We start from the raw sequence: 25060 nt of genomic DNA on the forward strand, positions 1-25060 counted from the left end.
TATGCTGAAATATCTACTATTTGAAAACACAGACGATTTCTCTACTAAGTTACGTGTTTGAAAAATCACTATTCTTTTGAAATTTTGAATCGAAATGCTAAATTAAGTTAACAACAGCTATAATTAATACAGGCTTCACTCCTAGCCTCAAAGTTTGTGGCTGTTTTACTTGGTCACAAAAACCTTTATTGTTAGTTTTAATTTTAAAATTTAAAAACGAACAAAAAGGTTTTTGCTTTAATCATAGTCCGAAACTCTATTCTCTGTCTAACTCTGTACTAATCATAGCTAAAACCGTTAGGTGTAATATGAAAATTTTGAAAATATACCAATTTTAGGTATATTTGTTAAAACATTCAAAATGAATAAAAATACATCTATAACTCTAGGAAATTACTTTGACAGTTTCGTACAGGGAACAATATCCGATGGGAGATTTAAAAATGTTAGCGAAGTTGTCAGAGCCGGTTTGAGATTATTAGAAGAAGAAGAGACAAGAATTATAGCTCTTAAAAATGCTATCAACGAAGGAATAGAAAGCGGTATTGCTGAAGAATTTAATCCCAAAAAACATTTAGAATCTTTGAAGACGAAAAATAGGTTGAATGGCTAAATACTCACTGACTAAAAAAGCTGTTGCCGATTTGACTAGCATCTGGGAATATACACTTGAAGAATGGTCCGAACACCAAGCGGATAAATATTATGAAAAGTTAATTTCAACTTTCGAAGATATATCATACAATCCTTCATTAGGTAAAAATTATGAAGAGATAAGAAAAGATTTATTCGGCCTAAAAGTAAAAAAGCATATTGTATTTTATCGAAAAATAGAAAATACTGAAATTGAAATAACTAGAGTCTTACACGGAAGAATGAATTTAAAAAACAAACTGAAATAAGACTACACCTAACAACGGCTAAAGTTAATGTGGGCTTCTGTCCTACTCCAATGTTTTGTGTATATTTACTGAGTCGCTAAATCCTTTTCGATTTAGCTTTTGACGACAAATTAAAAACTAAATAAAAAGGCTTCAGCTTAGTGCGCTCTCGATAAATCCCTGATTTATCTCCCCCACACTAACCTTAAGCCAAAACCGTTGTAATACATCTTATATTTAGCTATGAATAAATTTGAAAATTATGACATAAGAAGTTTTTTACAATCTTTTTCTCAAGATGAAATTGAAAGAAAAAACCAAGAACAAATTGAAGAAGATAAAATAGAATATGAAAACTTTACTAGAGAACTAGATAGAGGAATTTGTTACTTATGTAATGAGAAAATAGACTATTTTAATTCAGACAAAGAATGTTTTCATTGGTTTACGTACCCTAAAGGATTTAAAAAAAAGTACTTAAAGCAATATTTATCTAAACCAATCGGATTTTTTCGATTAGACGCTTATTTCAGGTGGTTAGCTAATATTGAGAAACCGTTTGGAAATATAAATGATTTAAAATCTGAAACATCTGAAAAATCATATCTAGAAACTACATATCGTTATAAAAATATTGAATGGGCTTTTTCAATAGGAAAATCTGACTTAGGAGGTCATGAAAATTCTACTCATGGAAAAGAACCTCATTATCACATTCAAATGAAAGTGGATAATAGAATTATATTAAAATTTAATGATTATCACATTCCCTTTTCTGATAGTGATTTATTTACTATTGAAATGCTAAAACAAGCTGGAGATTTTGTGTCCTATGAACATCCATATGGAGAAAGTATATCTGTTTTAGAAAATCCTGAGAATCTTAAAATTGTTGATGAATGTCTAAAAACAACAGACGATGAAGAAAATGCAACATTCAGAAGACAATCAATGATTATGGCCAAAGAAGGAGAAATGATTACAGGAGAAATTTTAGAAAAAGCCTTTGAAATAAACAAAAAGGCAAGAAAACCAATTGCAAAAATTATCTCTGAATTAATGCCTAATTTAAAAGTTATTACTCAAATCAGCCCAGGTGATGGTGTTCCAAAAATGGAAAAGAGAAATGGACGAAAAAAGAAATAACGTATTACAACAACGCATAAAAAAAATGTGGGTTTTGTGGCTTAATTCGAAGGTTCTTGTTTCTTTACTATGTCCGCTCATACTTATTTACTATTTTTAGTTCGATAAGAAACAAAACTATAAATAAGCATAAGCTCAGTACGCGATTCGAAAATCCCTGATTTCCTAATCCCACACTTTTTTTATGCGAACCCGTTATAAGCAATTGCTCTAAATAATAACACTTATCTAAACACATAAAAATGAAAAAAATATTATTATCAATTATATTAATTAACACATTTTTAGGGAGTAATGCTCAAACTGTAAACGAATCGACTAGGAATATAACTGGTTTTAACAGAATACAAACTGGAAATGGAGCATGGATGGATATCCAACTCTTAGGAGCAGGAAGTTCATTCAAAATTAGAGATAATACAAACGGACAAAGTTGGTTAAAATGGACTGCGGGAGTAAATTACACCGAATTTCTTAAAGATATTAGAATTAATGCCAATATAAATGCTGTAGGTTCAAGGAATATTTATGGATTTAATAGAATTCAAACTCCTGAAGGAGGGTGGATGGATATTCAACTTGCTGGATTTGGAAGTACTTTTAAAATACACGATAACACTAACGGTGGAAATTGGGTGAAATGGACTGCTGGATCAAACTACACTGAGTTCCTTAAAGATGTAATAATCAGTTCTGGTAATTTAGGTATTGGAACAACCGACACCCAAGGTTTTAAACTAGGTGTAAACGGAAAAATTGCAGCTACTGAAGTCAAAGTAGCATTAATGAGTAATTGGTCTGATTTTGTTTTTTATGATAATTATATATTACCAACGCTTAAAGAGGTAGAAAACCACATAAAAGAAAATGGCCATTTAAAAGATATCCCAAGTGCCAAAGAAGTAGAAAAAAATGGAATTTTTCTAGGAGAAATGAATTCTAAATTACTCCAAAAGATTGAGGAACTGATTCTTTACACAATCCAGCAAGAGAAAAAACTAAAATCTCAAGACTCTAAAATAGAAAAGCTTGAAAAAAAGAATGGGCAACTTATTTTGTTAAACAAAAAAATTATTGAATTACAATCGCGACTTGAAAAGTTGGAATTCAAAAAATAAAAAGCTTATAACACTATATATGGCAAATAGGGCAATTAGTGTTTAACCGAAAGGTCGTTGTCTATTTGCAAAATCGCTAAATCTTTTGATTTGGTATTAAAAGAGGAAAGTTAAAACACAAAAGATTTGGCTTGTGGCTAAACCGATATTAATCGCTTTTTTTTGCCCAACTTGCCATATATTTAACGTTACCCAACATTATGAAAAATGAACTGGATAGATAAAATTTTCCCGATATTAACATTATTCTTTGGCTGGGGATTATCCGAATATGGAAAGTATAATTTAGAACAGAAGAATGATAGAAAAAAATTAAAAAAAGTTATTTACAATCTTTTAGAACTAAGATGGTTACTTAAAAAAGATATAGAACTAGAAAAAGAAATATTAAAATATTTTGAATACTTCATAATAAAGTACTCCAAAGAAATAGGAGAAATTGATAAAGCTGATTCAGAAATTGTTTTTAAAAAAATAATGCCAGTCATTTCTGAAAATTTAAAAAATAAAACTGATAATAATTTAAAGTACGGGAAAGTAGAGATTAATATGGATAAAACAATTGAAGAATTATCTGAAATTGACCCTATATTTGCATATAAACTCGAAGGAAAACATCAAGTCAGAAAAAAATTAAATCAGACTGAAAATTATATAAATGATATAGAGAAATCATTAATTAATGAATTTTCGGAAAGTGATTTAACAATTAATAATTGGATTAAACCTAGACTTGAAACAGAATTAATTAAACAATTAGAAATATCAATTTTAGACATTGCTAAAAGAATTAATAAAAAGACAAAATTAGAAATAGTAAAACTCTTTAAGGAAAAGAAAATAGAAGAAAATATTGAGTTGAATGATCTTATTGATGAATTCATTCAAAAAATAAAAAACGTTGGGTAACACCGGCTATAATTACTTTGGTTTTGATTTATTTCTCAAAGTTTTTTCTTTTTAACGTTCTCGCTAAAAACCTTTTATTATTTTAGTTAAACAAATAATAAAAGGTTTTTGGCTTGGTTATTTTCGATTGGGCGTTGTTTTTAAATACCAAAGTAATCATAGCCAAACCCGTTAGCTACAAATTTCAAACTACACTTATAAAATGAGTTTCTGGACCATGAAAGTTAATGTTAATAGTGAAGATGTTGGTAAGACTTTTCCTCAAGTGAATTGTTATTCACTAAAAGATGCTCATTCATTAAAACATTACGAATTCCCTAATTTTGAACCTAAACTCAAATTCACTCTGAATAAAAAAGGAAAACTATCCGATATTATTGGACAAGTTGCTATCAACGCATCTGGAATATTAATTAGCAAAAAACTTAAATTTGAACTTGAAAAATTCAATCTAATAAATCATAAATTTTTCAAAGCAACAATCAAAGAAAAATTCTGGAAAAAAGGTGAAGAGTATTTCTGGCTTCATTTATGTAACCCTGAGAATCTGAATTGGATCGACTTTATTAATTCAAAATTTTTTATAACCGAATATGGTTTTAAACAACGTGAAATCAAAATTAATTCAACTCAAGACCTAATCATACGAGAAAAAGAAATAGGAAAAATGGGCTGGATAGAAGCTGAAAAGATTAAACTTAAAATAACTCAAATGAATGAAATCGACTTATTTAATTTCAATTCTCTAAGTAATGAAATCCATGTATCCGAACGTCTAAAAAAACACCTTGAAAGCTTAGATTTGAAAGGTATTATATTTGAGCAAAGCATCTGTAGCTAACAACGGCTAAAGTTAATGTGGGCTTCTGTCCTACTCCAATGTTTTATGTATATTTACTGAGTCGCTAAATCCTTTTCGATTTAGCTTTTGACAACAAATTAAAAACTAAACAAAAAGGCTTCAGCTTAGTGCGTACTCGATAAATCCCTGATTTATCTCCCCCACACTAACCTTAGCCAGAGCCGTTACACACAAGCCGATGACCAAAATTTTCACTACAAAGAAACTTGAAAAAATCATTCATGAAAAAATTGAAAATAGTCATTTAACTGTTGAAAAAAATCTCGGAAATTGGAATGCAACAGTTTTACACATAGCGAAAAAGAAATGCATACTTATTTCGAATGCTGAAACATTTTTCTCGGTTATAATTCCTAGATTTTCTGTAAAAGATATTGACAAAATCGGCGACATGTTCATAGAAAATTTATATAATCAGTTACTATATGAAAATATAAATATTGAATTTAAAACAATTTTCTCTATTATTGGAAACATAAGATTTCACTCGACAAATAACAACCGACAAATGACAGGTATTCTTAACTATAATGTTGAAAAACTAAATTATTTTAAATATGAATATCCTATTTTTAACTCTTCCGTAATCCGAGAAATGACTGAAAAACTTAACAAAACACCTTTCAAACAATTAAATTGGAAAGTACCGCATGAGGAAATAGTCTCTCTTTTAAATAAAATTGAAAAAGCCAGTGTGTAACAACAGCTATAATTAATACAGGCTTCACTCCTAGCCTCAAAGTTTGTAGCTGTTTTACTTGGTCACAAAAACCTTTATTGTTAGTTTTAATTTTAAAATTTAAAAACAAAAAAAAAGGTTTTTGCTTTAGTCTTAGTCCGATACTATATTCTCTGTCTAACTCTGTACTAATCATAGCTAAAGCCGTTAACTTAAATAGCCCACTAATTCCGGTGGAATTAGGCGCAGGAATTTAAATTAACGGTAGGTAAACAAGTATTTCGCCAAAAAACTACTTGAAATAAAGCCCCGAGCTCGCAGCCGAAAATTTTTCACTGACTTTGGAATTTTGAATTGTCGAAAATCACGATTGAAAACTCTCTTAACAATCATATAGAACGTGCCGAATTGTACGCTGAAATTTGAAACCTTTTAAAATATGGAAACGTGTGGAAGACTTCGCTGAACGTAACTAATCTTGAAAATTTGAATCAAATCGAAATAGTTTTTACTAAACGAAAATATCAGAAGATGTTCCGAAGAGTTTGCCGAAAGTGAATAATCTTGAAATTTAAATACATTGAAATGTCTACTATCTGAAAATATGAATGATTTCTCTATTAAGTTACGTGTTTGAAAATCCACTATTCTTTTTGAAATTTTGAATCGAAATGCTAAATTAAGTTAACAACAGCTATAATTAATACAGGCTTCACTCCTAGCCTCAAAGTTTGTGGCTATTTTACTTGGTCACAAAAACCTTTATTGTTAGTTTTAATTTTAAAATTTAAAACAAAAAAAAAGGTTTTTGCTTTAGTCTTAGTCCGACACATTATTCTTTGTCTAACTCTGTACTAATCATAGCTAAAACAGTTGTGTTTCATGGTGATTTTCCGCCGAAAATGTAGTTTACAATTCAAATACTTTTGAAATCAGTAGCGATGCTGACCTAATCGTAACTGGGAGAAGATTTAGTAGTAACGCCGAATTAACCTCAATCTCGAAAAAATTCAGTAGCAAGGCTGAATTAATCATAACCACGAAAAGATTCAGTAGCAAGGCTGAATTAATCACAAATCCAAAAGTTTTAGAAGTAACGTCGAATTAATCGCAACCACGAAAAGATTCAGTAGCAAGGCTGAATTAATCAGAACCACGGAAAGATTCTGTAACAACGCTGAATTATTCGCAACCACGAAAAGATTCAGTAGTAACGCCGAATTAATCGCAACTATGAAAATCACGAAAACACAACAACGGCTAAACTTAATATGGGTTTTTCGGTTTTCTCGATGTTTTTGGCTTCTTTACTTTGTCCGCTTAAACTTATTTGATTAGTTTTAAATCGACGAAAGAAAAAACTATAAAATAAGTCTAAGCTAAGTGGCTCGTCCGATAATCTTCCGATTATCAACTCCCACACTAAGCTTAGCCAAAACCGTTGGGCAATATTTGAAAAAAAATGAAAATCTTACTTTTATTATTCTGCGTTATAAATTCAATTTATTCACAAGATAATATTAAAAAACAAGCATTAACTATGTTTGACAACTATTCACCTAAAATTGAAAAATCTCATAATCTAAAAATCCATCATCGAAAAGTAATAATTGGAGACTTAAATAATGATAATTTAAATGATGCTATTGTAGTATTTGGACTGGCTGAAGCTGATGCAAATAGTTTTTTATTCAAACAAGCAGCAGTTTATATAAATTACAATGGAAAACTCAAAGTAGTATCTGGATTTGAACCCGAGTATTGCTTTGAATTTGATAAAATTTACAAAGGAGTAATTTACGTTAAAGAGCTAGAAGCTTGTATCCTTCCTTGGCCTAAAACAATTAATATTCATAAATATATTCTTGAAAATAAACAACTTAAAAAAGTAGGCAACAACAAATATTAGAATAAAGACACCTAATTAAGAAAACAAATATTTGAATTTATTAAGTTAATGAAAAATAGAAAGTTGATTTATATATTACAAGATTTAGACAACGTGTAGTGTAATATGAAAAAATTAATTTTATTATCTATAAATCACTATTTTAATTATTGAAAATGAAACTTGATGAAAACATTGCCCAACAACGGCTAAAGTTAATGTGGGCTGGAGTCTTAATTCGATGTTTTGTGTATATTTACTAAGTCGCTAAATCCTTTTCGATTTAGCTTTTGACAACAAAATTAAAAACTAAACTAAAAGGCTTCAGCTTAGTGCGTTCTCGAAAATCTATGATTTTCTTCTCCCACACTAACCATAGCCAGAGCCGTTGTATATCAGCAAAAAATACAATCCGAAAAAATCAATTTTACGTGTAAATTAATTATATTTGTACGTAAATGAATTAATTATGGATACTAAATTAACTTTGAGTCTCGATAAATCTGTGATTGAGCAAGCTAAAAATTATGCTAAGTCTAATAAAGTTAGCTTATCTAAACTTATTGAATCATACCTATCTTCGTTGACAAAAAAAAAGACTGAAACGAATAAAATCACTCCACTAGTTGAAAGTTTAAGTGGTGTAATCAATCTAGATAGCACAGGTAATTCAAAAGACGATTATACTAATTTTTTAATAGAAAAATATAAATGAGTCGCTTACTAATTGATACCAATATAATAATAGATTTATTAGCTAAGCGTGAAGAATTTTATACTGAAGCAGCTACCTTATTTTCTTTAGCTGACAAAAACGTAATTACATTGACCGTTTCATCTTTGAGTTTTGCGAATACAAATTATATTCTGACAAAATTAAAGTCAAAAGAAGAAGCTAGAACTATATTACGTAAGTTTAAAGTTCTCGTTGAAACTTTATCATTAGACGATAAGGTTACTGAGTTAGCACTTAATGATGAGAATTTTTCCGATTTTGAGGATGGATTACAATATTATTCTGCTATTGAAAATCAAGTAGATATTATTATAACTCGAAATAAAAAAGATTTTAAAAATTCTAAACTTCCTGTTTTAACCGCGAATGAATATTTAGCTAGTAAATAGCCGAATGTACAACAACGGCTAAACTTAATATGGGGTTTTCGGTTTTCTCGGTGTTTTTAGCTTCTTTACTTTGTCCGCTTAAACTTATTTGATTAGTTTTAACTGACGAAGATAAAAACTAAAAATAAGTCTAAGCTAAGTGGCTCGTTCGATAAATCCTTGATTTATCAACTCCCACACTAATCTTAGCCAAAGCCGTTAACTTAAATAGCCCACTAATTCCGGTGGAATTAGGCGCAGGAATTTAAATTAACGGTAGGTAACAAGTATTTCTCTAAAAAATCACTTAAAAAAAGCCCCGAGCTCGCAGCCGAAAATTTTTTATCGACTTTAGAATTTTGAGTTGTCGAAAACCACGTTTGAAAACTCTCTTAACAATCATATAGAACGTGCCGAATTGTACGCTGAAATTTGAAACTGTTTAGAAATGCAGAAACGTGTTGAAGACTTCGCAGAATGTAACTAATCTTGAAAATTGGAATCAAATCGAAATAGTTTTTGCTAAGCGAAAATATCAGAAGATATTCCGAAGAGTTTGCCGAAAGTGAATAATACTGAAATTTAAATACACTGAAATATCTATAATCTGAAAACATGAACGATATTTCTATATAAGTTACGTGTTTAAAAATTCACTATTCTTTTGAAATTTTGAATCAAAATACTAAATTAAGTTAACAACAGCTATAATTAATACAGGCTTCACTCCTAGCCTCAAAGTTTGTGGCTGTTTTATTTGGTCACAAAAACCTTTATTGTTAGTTTTAATTTTAAAATTTAAAAACAAACAAAAAGGTTTTTGCTTTAGTCATAGTCTGACACTTTATTCTCTGTCCAACTCTGTACTAATCATAGCTAAAGCCGTTAACTTAAATAGCCCACTAATTCCGGTGGAATTAGGCGCAGGAATTTAAATTAACGGTAGGTAAACAAGTATTTCGCCAAAAAAATACTTGAAATAAAGCCCCGAGCTCGCAGCCGAAAATTTTTCACCGACTTTGGAATTTTGAATTGTCGAAAATCACGATTGAAAACTCTCTTAACAATCATATAGAAAGTGCCGAATTGTGCACTGAAATTTGAAACTGTTTAGAAATGCAGAAACGTGTTGAAGACTTCGCAGAATTTAACTAATCTTGAAATTTTTAATCAAATCGAAATAGTTTCTACTAAACGAAAATATCAGAAGATGTTCCGAAGAGTTTGTCGAAAGTGAATAATATTGAAATTTAAATACACTGAAATATCTACTATTTGAAAACATAGACAATTTCTTTATTAAGTTGCGTGTTTGAAAATTCACTATTCATTTGAAATTTTGAATTGAAATGCTAAATTAAGTTAACAACAGCTATAATTAATACAGGCTTCATTCCTAGCCTCAAAGTTTGTCGTTGTTTTACTTGGTCACAAAAACCTTTATTGTTAGTTTTAATTTTAAAATTTAAAAACAAACAAAAAGGTTTTTGCTTTAGTCATAGTCCGACACATTATTCTCTGTCTAACTCTGTACTAATCATAGCTAAATCCGTTACACACAAGCTGAAATGACAACCGAGAAACAAATAGCATTAGGAAAAAAGACAGCTCTTATTTCATTCATTATCGGAACTCTAATTTTTGGAATATATTTTTTGACATCTAATTGGCAATTACTTTTTGTCGGTTATGGATTTATAATTGTTGTAGGAATTTTTAATATAATCATGCTGATTTTAACGCTGAGAAAAGTAAATAACGACTCTGAAAATCGAAAAAAACTACTAAAGACAAGCGGATTAATGCTTTGTAAAATCCTGAAATAGGTTGACTAAAAATTCATCTAATATTAGTCACTTATGGAAAGTAATCAAAAACAACACTGCCGAAAAAAAACGTACACCAAAGTAGGTTTTGAACTCAAATTATTCATCATTGACCAAATTCAAAATGGTCAAATTTCTACTAACTTTGCTGCTAAAAAATATAACGTTCCTAGATCTTCTATCGATTATTGGATTAAAAAATATTCTACCTTAGAGCAAAAGAAAAAAGCAATGAGTAAACAGGACGAAATCAAAAAATTGAAAGAGAAAATTGAAGAACTTGAATTCGTGAAAGATTTTCAACAAGACATCATAGCCGACATGGAAATCATCACTGGAGCCGAGTTGTCAAAAAAGTCATTGCCCAAAACATTAGCAGACGAGATTCAGAAAAAGAAACAAAACCGTTTAAAAGAAAATGGTTAACTCAATATTTTGGGATTAGTAAACAAGCTTTCTATAAACGCTTGAAAAATCATCAAAAACAACTACATAACGAACAAATTATCATCAAGCTTGTAAAGGAATGTCGTAACAAAATTGGACAGTTCTTAGGAGCTAAAAAACTATATCATGAACTCAAAAACAAGTTCAAAAACCTTAGAATTAAAAAGGGAAGAGATAAGTTTTTTACACTTCTAAAAAATCATAAACTACTGATTAAGAGAAACAAAAACTATCATGTAACCACCAATTCTAAACACTTATTTTACAAATACAAGAACTTAATTAAATACAAAGTACCCACTAGAGCCGAACAAGTTTGGGTAACGGATATCACATATATTAAAACAGATAAAGGACATGCATACCTGGCACTCGTTACAGATGCGTATTCTAAGAAAATTATGGGCTATAAGATAGATAACAACATGAAGACTCAGCTCTGCTTAGATGCCCTTAAAATGGCTATCAAAAACAGAAAGTATCCTAATCAAAAATTGATTCATCACTCAGATAGAGGTTTCCAATATTGTAATCCTAACTATACAAAGTTTGCCGAAGACAATGGAATAATAATGAGTATGACCGAACAATACGACCCTTACGAAAATGCAGTTGCAGAAAGAATTAACAGAACCTTAAAATATGAATATGGGCTAAAAAATGTCATAAAAAATCTTAAATTAGCGAAAATGATTACCAAAAAAGCAGTCGATATTTATAATAATCTTCGTCCACATTTTAGTCTTGATTTATACACACCAAAACACGTGCACTTTAATCAAAATATAAACTACAAATCATACCGAAGAAACAAAAACAAACTGGAATTATTAACCTTTTAAACATCTAAAAAAGGTCAACCTATTTCAGGACGATACACTTTTAAACATTCCGATTCTATTTATTTATGTTTGGTTCACTATGTTGTTAATTGGAAACATGCGAATTACATTTACAAATACAACCGAAAATAAGCTAACTGAAATAAATATTATCGGCTGCGAAACTGAATATATTTCGGAACTCGAACCGAACGAAAGTAAAACTATTTGGGTTGGAATTACAGGTGATTGTTCAATTAGTGTTAAGTATCAAGAAAACGGAGAAAAAAAGAACGAAATTGTTGCTGGATATGTAACTGGCGGAATGGGACAAAAAATAAACCATAAAATTGGAGGAGAAAATCATTTAGAATTTTAGATCAGAAAAAAGCCGGATGGCTAACAACGGCTAAAGTTAATGTGGGCTTGATTTCTAATCCGATGTTTTGTGTATATTTACTAAGTCGCTAAATCCTTTTCGATTTAGCTTTCGACAATAAATTAAAACTAAACAAAAAGGCTTCAGCTTAGTGCGTATCCGATAAATCGCTGATTTATCTCCTCCACACTAACCTTAGCCAGAGCAGTTGTGTTTCATGGTGATTTTCCGCCGAAAATGTAGTTTACAATTCAAATACTTTTGAAATCAGTAGCGATGCTGACCTAATCGTAACCACGAAAAGATTCAGTAGCAACGCCGAATTAATCGCAACCACGAAAAGATTCAGTAGCAAGGCTGAATTAATCACAACCACGAAAAGATTCTGTAACAACGCTGAATTAATCACAACCACGAAAAGATTCTGTAACAACGCTGAATTAATCACAAATCCAAAAGTTTTAGAAGTAACGTCGAATTAATCGCAACCACGAAAAGATTCAGTAGCAAGGCTGAATTAATCAGAACCACGGAAAGATTCTGTAACAACGCTGAATTATTCGCAACCACGAAAAGATTCAGTAGTAACGCCGAATTAATCGTAACTATGAAAATCACGAAAACACAACAACGGCTAAACTTAATATGGGTTTTTCGGTTTTCTCGATGTTTTTGGCTTCTTTACTTTGTCCGCTTAAACTTATTTGATTAGTTTTAAATCGACGAAAGAAAAAACTATAAAATAAGTCTAAGCTAAGTGGCTCGTCCGATAATCTTCCGATTATCAACTCCCACATTAAGCTTAGCCAAAACAGTTAACTTAAATAGCCCACTAATTCCGGTGGAATTAGGCGCAGGAATTTAAATTAACGGTAAATAAGTAAGAGTTTCTCCAAAAATAGATTTAATAAGACCCCGAGCTCGCAGCCGAAAATTTTTCACTGACTTTAGAATTTTGAATTGTCGAAAACCACGTTTGAAAACTCTCTTAACAATCATATAGAACGTGCCGAATTGTACGCTGAAATTTGAAACTGTTTAGAAATGCAGAAACGTGTTGAAGACTTCGCAGAACTTAACCAATCTTGGAAATTTGAATTAAATCGAAATAGTTTTTACTAAACGAAAATATCAGAAGATGTTCCGAAGAGTTTGTTGAAGGTGAATAATCTTGAAATTTAAACACGCTGAAATGTCTACTATGTGAAACATGAACGATTTCTCTATCAAGTTACGTGTTTGAAAATTCACTATTCTTTTGAAATTTTGAATCGAAATGCTAAATTAAGTTAACAACAGCTATAATTAATACAGGCTTCACTCCTAGCCTCAAAGTTTGTGGCTGTTTTACTTGGTCACAAAAACCTTTATTGTTAGTTTTAGTTATAAATATAAAAACAAACAAAAAGGTTTTTGCTTTAGTCATAGTCTGACACTTTATTCTCTGTCCAACTCTGTACTAATCATAGCTAAAGCCGTTAACTTAAATAGCCCACTAATTCCGGTGGAATTAGGCGTAGGAATTTAAATTAACGGTAAATAGATAAGCGTTTCTGTAAAAAATCACTTAAAAAAGTCCCGAGCTCGCAGCCGAAAAATCTTCACTAACTTTCGAATTTTGAGCTACTGAAAACACGAACGAAAACTCTCTTGACAATCAAATAAAACGTGCCGAATTGTACGCTGAAATTTGAAACCTTTTAAAATATGGAAACGTGTGGAAGACTTCGCTGAACGTAACTAATCTTGAAAATTTGAATCAAATCGAAATAGTTTTTACTAAACGAAAATATCAGAAGATGTTCCGAAGAGTTTATTGAAAGTGAATAATCTTGAAATTTGAATATGCTTAAATATCTATAATCTGAAAATATGAACGATTTTTCTATATAAGTTATGTATTTGAAAAATCACTATTCTTTTGAAATTTTGAATCGAAATGCTAAATTAAGTTAACAACAGCTATAATTAATACAGGCTTCACTCCTAGCCTCAAAGTTTGTAGCTGTTTTACTTGGTCACAAAAACCTTTATTGTTAGTTTTAATTTTAAAATTTAAAAACAAAAAAAAAGGTTTCTGCTTTAGTCTTAGTCCGACACATTATTCTTTGTCTAACTCTGTACTAATCATAGCTAAAACCGTTGCCTACAACCGTGACGAAAAATTTTACGGAATAGAATTCTCTTACCTTATCATTGAATTTATCGTAGCTACATAACTGAAAAACTGAAACGTTGAAATAATAGTAACTACGTAAGCGAAAGCTGAAACGTTGAAGTAATCGTAACCACGTAACCGCAAAACTAAAACGTTGAAATAATCATAAACACGTAACCGAAAGCTGAAACAATTGAAGTAATCGTAACCACGTAACCGCAAAACTAAAACGTTGAAATAATCATAAACGCGTAACCGAAAGCTGAAACGTCGAAATAATCGTAGCTAAGTAACTGAAAAGCTGAAACGTGAATTTATCGTAACTATTCGACTGAAAAGTAGTTATGAAAATGGCAGTAGGCAACAACGGCTAAAGTTAATGCGGGCTTGATTTTTAATCCGATGTTTTGTGTATATTTACTAAGTCGCTAAATCCTTTTCGATTTAGCTTTTGACAAACAAATTAAAAACTAAACAAAAAGGCTTAAGCTTAGTGCGTATCCGATAAATCGCTGATTTATCTCCCCCACACTAACCTTAAGCCAAAACCGTTGTAAATAATTATATAAATGAAAAAAATACTTTTAACCTTAATTTTATTGCTAACTTTAAAAAAATCGTATTCTCAATTAGTAGGTACTAAAGAATTCTCTAAAGAGTTTTATGTAAGTTCATCTAGCCCCCTTGAAGTAACTGATTTAGAAAACAACAGTTTAAATTCTCAAAATATTTATCGAATTCAAATAGTTACGAGAAATACTGGAACTAAGAGTGGAGCTGAATACTTAGTTTGGTTCTCTAATAATGAATGGAAATTAAGAGCTGTAAATATAAGTGGAAAATCTTCAAATCATCCTTTATTATTTATAGATAATAATACAGTAAAAATTAAAACTAATCATAACTCAAAATATTATCTACGAACGTTTATTAAGGAAATAAAGAGTCATGAAAGTGATGTGATTCCTAACATTTTAGGATCTTCATACCAATGGCAAAGAGAAATAAATAACTTATCTTATATTGATGGTAATGTTGGAATTGGAATTGAAAAACCTACTCAAAAGCTCGATGTTAGTGGTAATATTTATTCTTCTGAAAAAATTTTTTCTAAAGTCTCATTAAAATCTAAATTACTGGAAATGGACGATCAAAACAGTAATCTTATAATATATAGAGATTCTGATATTGGTGACTGGGCATTGTTAAGAAGTAACAAAGGAGGAGGGATAGGTATAGTAGGACAACCTGATGTAATTTCGTTATCCGTATCTAGAACTAATAGTAATGTAGGTATTGGTACTTTAAATCCTGGAGATAATTGGAAACTTGCAGTAAATGGAAAAATCAGAGCAAAAGAAATTAAAGTTGAAACTGGATGGGCTGATTTTGTTTTTACAGAAAAATACAAACTTCCTACTTTAAAAGAAGTGGAAAAGCACATAAAAGAAAAAGGTCATCTAAAAGATATTCCTACTTCAGAAGATGTAAATTTAAACGGTATTTTATTAGGTGAAATGAACTCTAAATTACTTCAAAAAATTGAAGAATTAACACTGTATACAATTGAGCAAGAAAAAAAAATAGAGACCCTTGAGAAAAAAAATAAAATTTTAGAATCTCTATTAAAGCGAATACAAATAATTGAAAACAAATTAAAATAAACTATTTACAACAACGGCTAAACTTAATGTGGGTTTTTCAGTTTTCTCGAAGTTTTTGGCTTCTTTACTTTGTCCACTTAAACTTATTTAATTAGTTTTAATCCGCCGAAGTAAAAACTATAAAATAAGTCTAAGCTCAGTAGCTAATCCGATAATTTGTCGATTATCAACTCCCACACTAACCTTAGCCAGAGCCGTTGTAAATAATTATATAAATGAAAGGTCTATTCAGTAACTTAACGCAACAAATCTTAAAATAATAGATTTGTAAAATGAGTAAAAAACATAGACGACTTTCACTTGCCGAAAGAATCATAATTGAAACACTTTTAAACGAAGAGAAATCCAAAGCATACATCGCTAAAAAACTCAACAGATCTCGCTCTACAATCTCTAGAGAAATTAATAAATGGTTTGTTAATGGAAAAGGTAAATATGATGCTAAAATTGCGGATTGGTGTGCTAAAGATGATTACGCTAACAAAAGAAATCTTGATAAAATATCAACTCATAAAAAGTTGAGAAATTATGTTTACAAAGGACTCTTAAAACAATGGACTCCAGAACAAATTTCAGGGAGAATTAAAATCCAATACCCTAACGATACAATCATGTCAATATCACATGAAGCTATTTATAGACATATTTACACTAGACCACAAGCAGTTCTAAATAAAAAATTAATCAAACTACTCGTGCGTAAAAAAAACAGAAGAAGACCTATCAAAAAAGTACGTGGTAAAGGGTCAAAAATCATCAACCAAGTCAGCATAGACAATAGACCCAAACATATTGAGAACAGATTAGAAATTGGTCATTGGGAAGGAGATCTAATTATTGGTAAAGGACATAAATCTGCTATTGGAACTATCGTAGAAAGAAAATCTAGATACACGATAATCGTAAAACTTAAATCTAAAAAAGCTGATGAAGTTGCGAAAATGTTCTCCCAAAAATTAAATCAACTTAATAATATTCTTAAAAAATCTATGACTTACGATAACGGAATTGAAATGGCTAAACACGAAATCATAACCCAGAAAACAGGTATGAAAATTTACTTTGCGCATCCCTACTCTTCTTGGGAAAGAGGTACTAATGAAAACACCAATGGAATCATTAGAAGAGACCTACCTAAAGGAACTGAATTCGATAAAATTGATGAGAAAAAACTAATCGAAATTCAAGAAAAATTAAACAATAGACCTCGTAAAATTATTGGTTATAAAACCCCTAAAGAAATATTGGAATCTGAACTAAAAAATGTAGCTTAGTATTAATCAAAAAATTGCAACAGTTGTTGCGTTAGAACATTGAATGCACGAAATCCTGAAATAGGTTGACTAAAAATTCATCTAATATTAGTCACTTATGGAAAGTAATCAAAAACAACACTGCCGAAAAAAAACGTACACCAAAGTAGGTTTTGAACTCAAATTATTCATCATTGATCAAATTCAAAACGGTCAAATTTCTACCAACTTTGCTGCTAAAAAATATAACGTTCCTAGATCTTCTATCGATTATTGGATTAAAAAATATTCTACCTTAGAGCAAAAGAAAAAAGCGATGAGTAAACAGGACGAAATCAAAAAATTGAAAGAGAAAATTGAAGAACTTGAATTCGTGAAAGATTTTCAACAAGACATTATAGCCAACATGGAAATCATCACTGGAGCCGAGTTGTCAAAAAAGTCATTGTCCAAAACTTTAGCAGACGAGATTCAGAAAAAGAAACAAAACCGTTTAAAAGAAAATGGTTAACTCAATGTTTTGGGATTAGTAAACAAGCTTTCTATAAACGCTTGAAAAATCATCAAAAACAACTACATAACGAACAAATTATCATCAAGCTTGTAAAGGAATGTCGTAACAAAATTGGACAGTTCTTAGGAGCTAAAAAACTATATCATGAACTCAAAAACAAGTTCAAAAACCTTGGAATTAAAATGGGAAGAGATAAGTTTTTTACATTTCTAAAAAATCATAAACTACTGATTAAAAGAAACAAAAACTATCATGTAACCACCAATTCAAAGCACCTATTTTACAAATACAAGAACTTAATTAAAGACAAAGTACCCACTAGAGCCGAACAAGTTTGGGTAACGGATATCACATATATTAAAACAGATAAAGGACATGCATACCTAGCGCTCGTTACAGATGCGTATTCTAAGAAAATTATGGGCTATAAGATAGATAACAACATGAAGACTGAACTCTGCTTAGATGCCCTTAAAATGGCTATCAAAAACAGAAAGTATCCTAATCAAAAATTGATTCATCACTCAGATAGAGGTTTCCAATATTGTAATCCTAACTATACAAAGTTTGCCGAAGACAATGGAATAATAATGAGTATGACCGAACAATACGACCCTTACGAAAATGCAATTGCAGAAAGAATTAACAGAACCTTAAAATATGAATATGGGCTAAAAAATGCCATAAAAAATCTTAAATTAGCAAAAATGATTACCAAAAAGGCAGTCGATATTTATAATAATCTTCGTCCACATTGTAGTCTTGATTTATACACACCAAAACACGTCCACTTAAATCAAAATATAAACTACAAATCGTACCGAAGAAACAAAAACAAACTCGAGTTATTAACCTTTTAAATAACCAAAAAAAGGTCAACCTATTTCAGGACAATACATATCTCAAATTTCCTCTTTTAAAGAGCTTGTTAGTTCAGAATGAAATTTAGATTGAGTCTCCCATATCTGTTCAAATTCATCTAAATAATCTTGTCTGTAAAAAACTTGGTTTTTCAAACTGGTGTGTCTATTATTTTGAATCTGTCTGTATAAATACTGCCCTACTGTTATTTTGTTGAAATATAACTTTTTACTCCTATCACCTATAGCTCCTAAATAACCGCTTGATTTGTTTAAATCATTATTAATTTCCTGTAGTACAATCGCTAAAGTTTCTAAATCAATTTTAATATTTAAAGACTCATTTCTCCATTTATACTTTTCTAATCTTTTGCTAATTGCATTACCTTTTTGAGTAATTCCTTTGATATCAAAAGGCTCTTTACAAATCGCCCATGTTTGATTTTTGTTTTTACCTTCTAAATTTCGAAATAATTCGTCCGTTAAAACATCTGAGTAATATTGCTTTTGAAACTCCCATACTTTTAAAAATTCATTTTTTAAATCAGATTGATAAAAATCTGGAACGTACTTTTTATCTTCTTTCAATAATTGATAGACGTATTGACCTGGGGTTACATTTTGGTCATACAATTCTTTTGCCACAGCCATACCATCAATTAAGGTTCCTTCCTCCTCATTTCTAGCTTTTCTGCTACTTTTATATCCTCTTTTTTTATTAATGGTCAATAGAACCCTAGCAAGTTCCTCTTTTTCAATGCGCTTTTTAGCCGATTTAGCCCTAAGACTAAGTGTTTCGAAAGTGGAGTTCTTTCCCGTTTCTGTAAGAATAGATTCTGATTTAAGGATATTATTTTTCAGCAAAATTTCTATTAAATTTTGTCTCCTTAGTTTAAAACGTTGCAAGTTTCTGCGAGCACCTCTTTTTAAAGTTCTATCTGCGTTGACAGCTAGAGAATTCCCTTTTTCGAAGTCAGTAATTTCATCTGTACTAAGTGGATTGACTCTGACACCAAGTTTTACGATTTCTGATACTTCTTCTTTGTTTTCTGCTTCACGAACTAAGGCCCAACCAATGGAGGTTGTCCCTAAGTCTAATCCTAAAATTTTTTTCATGCTATTTTTTATATGTCTATTGCCTAAGAGCAATAGTGAATTGACTTCGTTTTTAAAAGAAATTATTTTAATTTATAAAACGTTATAATTAAATATAATTATTTATGTCATTACTTCATAAAAAAAAATTAAATTAGCAATACAATTTGAAATCAATTCACAATAAGGATTATTCCGTTGTGAAAACATTTAAAACGGCAACTTTGGTTGTCGTTTTCTTTTTATAACAAATAATACGATGAATCAGTGCTTTAAGAATACAACTCGATTTACATTCTTATGTTGAACGCTTTTTTTAGCTTTTGGATCTAAATAGCGTACAATATTTGTTATAATAAAAAAGCTTCAACAGATGTTGAAGCTTTTTCGCGGTCTGGACGGGACTCGAACCCGCGACCCCCTGCGTGACAGGCAGGTATTCTAACCAGCTGAACTACCAGACCGTTGCTGTTAGCGGTGGCAAATATACAACCTTTTTACACTTTACCAAATACTCGAAAGTTATTTTTTAGCTTAATTTTTTATTGATGAGTTAAACGTTTAATTACCAATCTATAGCGATGTGATTCACTCAATGTAATGTTCAATTTTTTGGCTTGAAACTTATTTGATATCTATCAGTCTAGAAATTTAAATGATTTACTATTCAGCAATGAAGGGAAAATAAATAATAACAATTAGTGCTTAGGATATAAAAATCAGCATTGTATCTGACATCTAATTTAAATTTCGCACAGCGTTCACTAAAGCAAAAAAAGCTTCAACAGATGTTGAAGCTTTTTTGCGGTCTGGACGGGACTCGAACCCGCGACCCCCTGCGTGACAGGCAGGTATTCTAACCAGCTGAACTACCAGACCGTTGCTATTAGCGCTGGCAAATATACAACTAAACACTAGTTATACAAAAAGATTTTTAATGTTTTTTAAGCAATAAAAACCTTGCCATTTTATCTTACTATTTATCAATATTTTACGCAAAAAAAAGACCACTTAAAAGTGGTCTTTCTGTAATGATTAACTATTAATTTATTACAAATTAGCAGTAATTTTTTCTGCGTATGTTGCTTTTGGAGCTACTCCTACTTGCTTATCTACAATTTCTCCTCCTTTAAAAACTAATACTGTTGGAATGTTTCTTACTCCGTATTTTGCAGCAAATTCTTGATTTGCATCTACATCAACTTTACCAATGACTGCTTTACCAGCAAATTCTTCTGTTAACTCATCTATAATAGGAGCAACCATTCTACAAGGTCCACACCAAGCTGCCCAAAAATCTACCAATACTGGCTTATCTGACTTTAATACTACCTCTTCAAACGTTGCATCTGTAATTTCTAATGCCATAATTTTATGTTTTAATGTATTTATCTTCTTAATTACTAAAGCAAAAATATAGAAATATTTTAGCTATTAGGTTATATCATTAATTACTTTTTCTTATGAGTCTATAATTCCTTTTGATACTTACAAGTTTTATTGTTCTGCCATATTAGGGCTTAACCATCGTTCTGCTTCTGCGTTTGAAATTCCTCTCCTTGCTGCAAAATCATGAACCTGCTCTTTTGTTATTTTACCCAAACCAAAATAATTGGCATCTTTATGTGCAAAATAATGTCCCGAAACTGATGCTGTAGGAAACATGGCCAAACTATCTGTTAACTCTACTCCTATGTTCTCTTTAACGTTTAGCAACTCCCACAACTGAATTTTTTCTGTATGGTCTGGACAAGATGGATATCCTGGTGCTGGACGAATTCCTTGGTAAGCTTCTTTAATTAAATCTTCATTAGACAGATTTTCTGCGCTCGCATAACCCCAATCTTCTTTTCTAACTTTATCATGTAAATATTCAGCAAAAGCTTCTGCAAATCTATCTGCCAGCGCTTTTACCATAATACTGTTATAATCATCTAAGTTTTGTTTGTACTCTTCGGCTTTTTCTTCTACTCCAAAACCAGCCGTTACACAGAAAGCACCTATATAATCTTCCAATCCTGTTTCTTTAGGAGCTATAAAATCTGCCAAAGCTCTTTGAGGTTTACCTTTTGCTTTTTTAGATTGTTGACGCAAAGTCAACATAGTTTGTAACACTTCTTTCCTATCTTTATCCGCATACAACTCAATATCATCATAATTCACCCTATTGGCAGGAAATAGTCCATAAACAGCTTTGGCCGTAAACCATTTTTCTGCAACTATGGTATCTAACATTTCCTTAGCATCTTTATACAAATCCGTAGCTTGTGCACCTACCACCTCATCTTTTAAAATAGCTGGAAATTTACCGTGTAACTCCCAAGATTGAAAAAACGGAGTCCAATCAAAATATGGTAACAATTCTTCTAGTGGTAAATCATGAATTACTTGAACACCCGTTTTGCGTGGCGTATAAACCGTATCAGGAGTAAACTCTAATTTATAATTGTTTTCTCTTGCCTCTGCCAACGGTAAATAAACTTTCTTTTTGGCTCTACTTAAAAATCCTTCACGGACTTTATCATACTCTGCATAAGTTTTATCTCTAAACGCTTTTGCAACAGTCTTGTCTTCTCCAATTAGTGTACTTGTAACGGGTACAGAACGAGAAGCATCTAACACATGGACAACTCCTCCGTCGTATTCTGGAGCAATTTTAACGGCTGTATGTGCTTTAGAAGTTGTAGCACCACCAATTAATAATGGGATTTTAAAATCTAAACGCTTCATTTCTTTGGCTATGTGCACCATTTCATCCAAAGACGGAGTAATCAAACCACTCAATCCTATCACATCCACCTTTTCATCGATGGCCGCTTGCAATATTTTTTCTGGAGGCACCATGACTCCTAAATCCACAATTGCGTAATTGTTACAGGCTAGAACAACTCCTACAATATTTTTACCAATATCGTGGACATCTCCTTTTACCGTAGCCAACAATACTTTTCCTTGAGGTGGACTATTCTCATCCTTAGCAGCTTCTATAAAAGGCATTAAATGAGCTACTGCTTTTTTCATCACACGGGCAGATTTTACCACTTGGGGTAAAAACATTTTACCTTCTCCAAACAAGTCTCCTACAACCCCCATTCCAATCATTAGATGACCTTCAATTACTTCCAAGGGTTTGGCTACTTGCAATCGTGCTTCTTCTACATCTCCCACAATAAATTGATCAATACCTTTGACCAATCCATGGGTAATTCTTTCTTGTAGCGGTAATTCTCTCCACGCTAATGTTTGTGCCTCTGTTTTCTTTTCTCCTTTAAAGCTTTCTGCAAAATCTAACAAACGTTCCGTAGCATCGTCACGTCTATCTAAAATTACGTCTTCTACGTGTTCTAACAAATCTTTAGGAATATCATCATAAACCTCCAACATAGCAGGGTTTACAATTCCCATATTCATCCCTTTTTTGATTGCATGATACAAAAACACGGAGTGCATTGCCTCACGTACAGGGTTGTTTCCTCTAAAAGAAAAAGAAACATTACTCACCCCTCCACTAACACTTGCATTGGTTAAATTGGTACGAACCCAATGCGTTGCTTCGATAAAATCGATGGCATTTCTTCTGTGTTCTTCCATTCCTGTAGCCACAGGAAAAATATTTAAATCGAAAATAATATCTTCGGAAGGGAAACCACACTCATCCACCATGATACGGTAAGATCGTTCCGCTATTTCTATTCTTCTCTGATAAGTATCTGCTTGTCCCACTTCGTCAAAAGCCATTACAATGACAGCAGCACCATACATTTTTAGTTTTTTGACTTGGGCTTTAAAATTCTCTTCTCCTTCTTTTAAGGAAATTGAGTTAACCACACATTTACCTTGCACTACTTGTAAACCAGCCTCTATAATATCCCATTTAGAGGAGTCAATCATAATAGGAACACGAGCAATATCTGGTTCTGCCATGATTAGGTTTAAGAAACGAACCATCGCTTCTTTTCCATCAATCAATCCATCATCCATATTAATATCAATGATTTGTGCTCCCCCCTCTACTTGGTGCAACGCGATAGCCAAAGCTTCGTCATACTGCTCTTCTTTAATCAATCGTAAAAACTTACGAGAACCTGCTACATTGGTTCTTTCTCCTACGTTGATAAAATTCATATCAGGACTTAGAATTAGAGGTTCTAAACCTGATAATCTCATGTATTTGGTTTGTTTTATTTCGCTCATTACTTTCGCTTAGTTACGAGTACTGGGTACAAAGTACAAAGTCTCATAAAATATAACTGACTACTAACTACTATTTACTTTGTACTAGTTGTTAGCAACTTTTCTCGGTTCTGCTTTGGCGGCTATGTCTGCAATTGCTTGTATATGTTCAGGAGTAGTTCCGCAACAACCTCCAATAATATTAATCAAACTTTTATCTAAATAACCTTGTATTTGTGTGGCCATTTGGCTAGGTGTCTCATCGTATTCTCCAAAAGCGTTTGGCAATCCTGCATTAGGATGTGCCGATACTGCGTAAGGTGTGTTACTAGCAATAGCCTCTAAGTGTGGTACCAAGGCATCAGCACCCAAAGCGCAATTTAAACCTACACTTAACAACGGAATGTGAGACACTGATATTAAGAAAGCTTCTGCGGTTTGACCTGATAAAGTTCTTCCCGAAGCATCTGTAATTGTTCCACTTAACATAACAGGCACATCTATATTCCTTTCGTCCTTAACTTCTTCAATTGCAAATAATGCAGCTTTGGCATTTAAGGTGTCAAAAACCGTTTCTACCAATAAGATATCTACTCCTCCGTCCAACAAAGCTTCGGATTGCTGTTTGTACGCAATTCTTAGTTCATCAAAAGTAACGGCTCTGTAGCCAGGATCATTAACATCTGGAGACATACTCAAAGTTCTGTTCGTAGGCCCTATAGATCCAGCTACAAAACGAGGTTTGTGAGGCTCTCTTGCCGTAAACTCACCTGCTACTTCCTTAGCTATTTTGGCAGACTCGTAGTTCAATTGATAAACAGCATCTTCCATCTCGTAATCTGCCATGGCAATAGTAGTTGATGAAAAGGTATTGGTTTCGGCAATGTCTGCTCCAGCCTCAAAATACTTTGCGTGAATTTCCTTAATCGCTTTAGGTTGCGTAATAGATAGCATATCGTTATTCCCTTTTACGGGTACGTGCCAATCTTTAAATTGCTCCCCTCTATAATCTTTTTCGGTGAATTTGTACTGCTGAATCATGGTACCCATGGCACCATCCAATACTAAAATTCGTTTTTTAAGTTCTTCTCTAATATTTGCCATGTGTTTTGTTTGGCTTATGGGTCGGAAATACAAACTTATCTTACCCCTTATTTTGACTTGCAAATATACGATTTATAGTCTTAAATAAAACTTTACTCACTACTTAGTTCGCAAGCTAAAATCTGTCGATTTTGTTTGTGTATCATCTACTTGTTTAACATTTGATAGAAGCGAATTCA

The 25060-nt window shown here is 31.6% G+C and carries 20 protein-coding genes, 2 tRNA genes and 1 pseudogene; 17 read left to right on the forward strand and 6 right to left on the reverse strand.

The window, feature by feature from the left end; all coding sequences use genetic code 11:
• Positions 1-361: 361 nt before the first annotated feature.
• The 17 genes from ACXGQW_RS00920 (at position 362) to ACXGQW_RS01000 (ending at position 18509) form a co-directional block, all read left to right on the forward strand.
• Entirely contained in the window at positions 362-613 is a 252-nt protein-coding gene (locus tag ACXGQW_RS00920; RefSeq protein WP_457823237.1) for a type II toxin-antitoxin system ParD family antitoxin, read from the forward strand.
• On the forward strand, positions 606-902 hold the full coding sequence (locus ACXGQW_RS00925) for a type II toxin-antitoxin system RelE/ParE family toxin (protein ID WP_457823238.1): 297 nt from the start codon (positions 606-608) through the stop codon (positions 900-902). Before ACXGQW_RS00920 ends, ACXGQW_RS00925 begins: the two co-directional genes overlap by 8 nt.
• A gap of 222 nt (positions 903-1124) precedes the next feature.
• A complete protein-coding gene (locus tag ACXGQW_RS00930; RefSeq protein WP_457823239.1) occupies positions 1125-2027 on the forward strand; it encodes a hypothetical protein in 903 nt (300 codons plus the stop codon).
• A gap of 242 nt (positions 2028-2269) precedes the next feature.
• Positions 2270-3145 carry a hypothetical protein gene (locus tag ACXGQW_RS00935; RefSeq protein WP_457823240.1) on the forward strand — a complete coding sequence of 292 codons (876 nt, stop codon included), beginning with the start codon at positions 2270-2272 and terminating at the stop codon, positions 3143-3145.
• A 207-nt stretch (positions 3146-3352) separates the two neighbouring features.
• Positions 3353-4054, forward strand: a complete 702-nt coding sequence (locus tag ACXGQW_RS00940) for a hypothetical protein (protein WP_457823241.1) — start codon at positions 3353-3355, stop codon at positions 4052-4054.
• Positions 4055-4271: 217 nt separating this feature from the next.
• Positions 4272-4895 (forward strand): imm11 family protein, encoded by a 624-nt coding sequence (locus ACXGQW_RS00945; RefSeq protein WP_457823203.1) that lies wholly within the window; start codon positions 4272-4274, stop codon positions 4893-4895.
• A 199-nt stretch (positions 4896-5094) separates the two neighbouring features.
• A complete protein-coding gene (locus tag ACXGQW_RS00950) occupies positions 5095-5616 on the forward strand; it encodes a DUF6933 domain-containing protein (protein WP_457823242.1) in 522 nt (173 codons plus the stop codon).
• 1441 nt (positions 5617-7057) lie between these two features.
• Positions 7058-7504 (forward strand): hypothetical protein, encoded by a 447-nt coding sequence (locus ACXGQW_RS00955; protein WP_457823243.1) that lies wholly within the window; start codon positions 7058-7060, stop codon positions 7502-7504.
• Between the two features lie 448 nt (positions 7505-7952).
• Positions 7953-8198 carry a DUF6364 family protein gene (locus tag ACXGQW_RS00960; RefSeq protein WP_457823244.1) on the forward strand — a complete coding sequence of 82 codons (246 nt, stop codon included), beginning with the start codon at positions 7953-7955 and terminating at the stop codon, positions 8196-8198.
• The gene (locus ACXGQW_RS00965; protein WP_457823245.1) at positions 8195-8608 is read left to right on the forward strand and encodes a type II toxin-antitoxin system VapC family toxin; all 414 of its coding nucleotides are present in this window, start codon (positions 8195-8197) and stop codon (positions 8606-8608) included. The genes ACXGQW_RS00960 and ACXGQW_RS00965 overlap by 4 nt, the downstream gene beginning before the upstream one ends.
• Positions 8609-10446: 1838 nt before the next feature.
• Entirely contained in the window at positions 10447-10839 is a 393-nt protein-coding gene (locus ACXGQW_RS00970; RefSeq protein WP_457823246.1) for a transposase, read from the forward strand.
• A gap of 14 nt (positions 10840-10853) precedes the next feature.
• The gene (locus tag ACXGQW_RS00975; RefSeq protein WP_457824205.1) at positions 10854-11702 is read left to right on the forward strand and encodes an IS3 family transposase; all 849 of its coding nucleotides are present in this window, start codon (positions 10854-10856) and stop codon (positions 11700-11702) included.
• Between the two features lie 97 nt (positions 11703-11799).
• Positions 11800-12060 (forward strand): hypothetical protein, encoded by a 261-nt coding sequence (locus ACXGQW_RS00980; protein WP_457823247.1) that lies wholly within the window; start codon positions 11800-11802, stop codon positions 12058-12060.
• A gap of 2727 nt (positions 12061-14787) precedes the next feature.
• Entirely contained in the window at positions 14788-15882 is a 1095-nt protein-coding gene (locus ACXGQW_RS00985) for a hypothetical protein (protein WP_457823248.1), read from the forward strand.
• Between the two features lie 272 nt (positions 15883-16154).
• Positions 16155-17156 (forward strand): IS30 family transposase, encoded by a 1002-nt coding sequence (locus tag ACXGQW_RS00990; protein WP_457823249.1) that lies wholly within the window; start codon positions 16155-16157, stop codon positions 17154-17156.
• Positions 17157-17253: 97 nt separating this feature from the next.
• The gene (locus ACXGQW_RS00995) at positions 17254-17646 is read left to right on the forward strand and encodes a transposase (protein ID WP_457823250.1); all 393 of its coding nucleotides are present in this window, start codon (positions 17254-17256) and stop codon (positions 17644-17646) included.
• A 14-nt stretch (positions 17647-17660) separates the two neighbouring features.
• Entirely contained in the window at positions 17661-18509 is an 849-nt protein-coding gene (locus ACXGQW_RS01000) for an IS3 family transposase (protein ID WP_457824206.1), read from the forward strand.
• Between the two features lie 45 nt (positions 18510-18554).
• Here ACXGQW_RS01000 and cas9 read toward each other — a convergent pair.
• From cas9 to ACXGQW_RS01030, 6 genes and pseudogenes are all read right to left on the reverse strand, one after another.
• Positions 18555-19625 (reverse strand): annotated as a pseudogene (gene cas9 / locus ACXGQW_RS01005) (type II CRISPR RNA-guided endonuclease Cas9); the annotation flags it as partial.
• A 369-nt stretch (positions 19626-19994) separates the two neighbouring features.
• Positions 19995-20068, reverse strand: a tRNA-Asp gene (locus ACXGQW_RS01010).
• 341 nt (positions 20069-20409) lie between these two features.
• Positions 20410-20483 (reverse strand) — tRNA-Asp (locus ACXGQW_RS01015).
• 171 nt (positions 20484-20654) lie between these two features.
• On the reverse strand, positions 20655-20972 hold the full coding sequence (trxA, locus tag ACXGQW_RS01020; RefSeq protein ID WP_457823251.1) for a thioredoxin: 318 nt from the start codon (positions 20970-20972) through the stop codon (positions 20655-20657).
• Between the two features lie 129 nt (positions 20973-21101).
• Positions 21102-23798, reverse strand: a complete 2697-nt coding sequence (gene metH, locus ACXGQW_RS01025; RefSeq protein WP_457823252.1) for a methionine synthase — start codon at positions 23796-23798, stop codon at positions 21102-21104.
• Positions 23799-23882: 84 nt separating this feature from the next.
• The gene (locus tag ACXGQW_RS01030) at positions 23883-24881 is read right to left on the reverse strand and encodes a homocysteine S-methyltransferase family protein (protein WP_457823253.1); all 999 of its coding nucleotides are present in this window, start codon (positions 24879-24881) and stop codon (positions 23883-23885) included.
• Between the last annotated feature and the right edge of the window lie 179 nt (positions 24882-25060).

This window comes from Wenyingzhuangia sp. IMCC45533 (genome assembly GCF_054111225.1).

Coding starts and splice junctions, on each gene's coding strand:
- ACXGQW_RS00920 (WP_457823237.1), top strand. CDS start 362: ATGAATAAAAATACATCTATAACTCTAGGAAATTACTTTGACAGTTTC.
- ACXGQW_RS00925 (WP_457823238.1), top strand. CDS start 606: ATGGCTAAATACTCACTGACTAAAAAAGCTGTTGCCGATTTGACTAGC.
- ACXGQW_RS00930 (WP_457823239.1), top strand. CDS start 1,125: ATGAATAAATTTGAAAATTATGACATAAGAAGTTTTTTACAATCTTTT.
- ACXGQW_RS00935 (WP_457823240.1), top strand. CDS start 2,270: ATGAAAAAAATATTATTATCAATTATATTAATTAACACATTTTTAGGG.
- ACXGQW_RS00940 (WP_457823241.1), top strand. CDS start 3,353: ATGAACTGGATAGATAAAATTTTCCCGATATTAACATTATTCTTTGGC.
- ACXGQW_RS00945 (WP_457823203.1), top strand. CDS start 4,272: ATGAAAGTTAATGTTAATAGTGAAGATGTTGGTAAGACTTTTCCTCAA.
- ACXGQW_RS00950 (WP_457823242.1), top strand. CDS start 5,095: ATGACCAAAATTTTCACTACAAAGAAACTTGAAAAAATCATTCATGAA.
- ACXGQW_RS00955 (WP_457823243.1), top strand. CDS start 7,058: ATGAAAATCTTACTTTTATTATTCTGCGTTATAAATTCAATTTATTCA.
- ACXGQW_RS00960 (WP_457823244.1), top strand. CDS start 7,953: ATGGATACTAAATTAACTTTGAGTCTCGATAAATCTGTGATTGAGCAA.
- ACXGQW_RS00965 (WP_457823245.1), top strand. CDS start 8,195: ATGAGTCGCTTACTAATTGATACCAATATAATAATAGATTTATTAGCT.
- ACXGQW_RS00970 (WP_457823246.1), top strand. CDS start 10,447: ATGGAAAGTAATCAAAAACAACACTGCCGAAAAAAAACGTACACCAAA.
- ACXGQW_RS00980 (WP_457823247.1), top strand. CDS start 11,800: ATGCGAATTACATTTACAAATACAACCGAAAATAAGCTAACTGAAATA.
- ACXGQW_RS00985 (WP_457823248.1), top strand. CDS start 14,788: ATGAAAAAAATACTTTTAACCTTAATTTTATTGCTAACTTTAAAAAAA.
- ACXGQW_RS00990 (WP_457823249.1), top strand. CDS start 16,155: ATGAGTAAAAAACATAGACGACTTTCACTTGCCGAAAGAATCATAATT.
- ACXGQW_RS00995 (WP_457823250.1), top strand. CDS start 17,254: ATGGAAAGTAATCAAAAACAACACTGCCGAAAAAAAACGTACACCAAA.
- trxA (WP_457823251.1), bottom strand. CDS start 20,972: ATGGCATTAGAAATTACAGATGCAACGTTTGAAGAGGTAGTATTAAAG.
- metH (WP_457823252.1), bottom strand. CDS start 23,798: ATGAGCGAAATAAAACAAACCAAATACATGAGATTATCAGGTTTAGAA.
- ACXGQW_RS01030 (WP_457823253.1), bottom strand. CDS start 24,881: ATGGCAAATATTAGAGAAGAACTTAAAAAACGAATTTTAGTATTGGAT.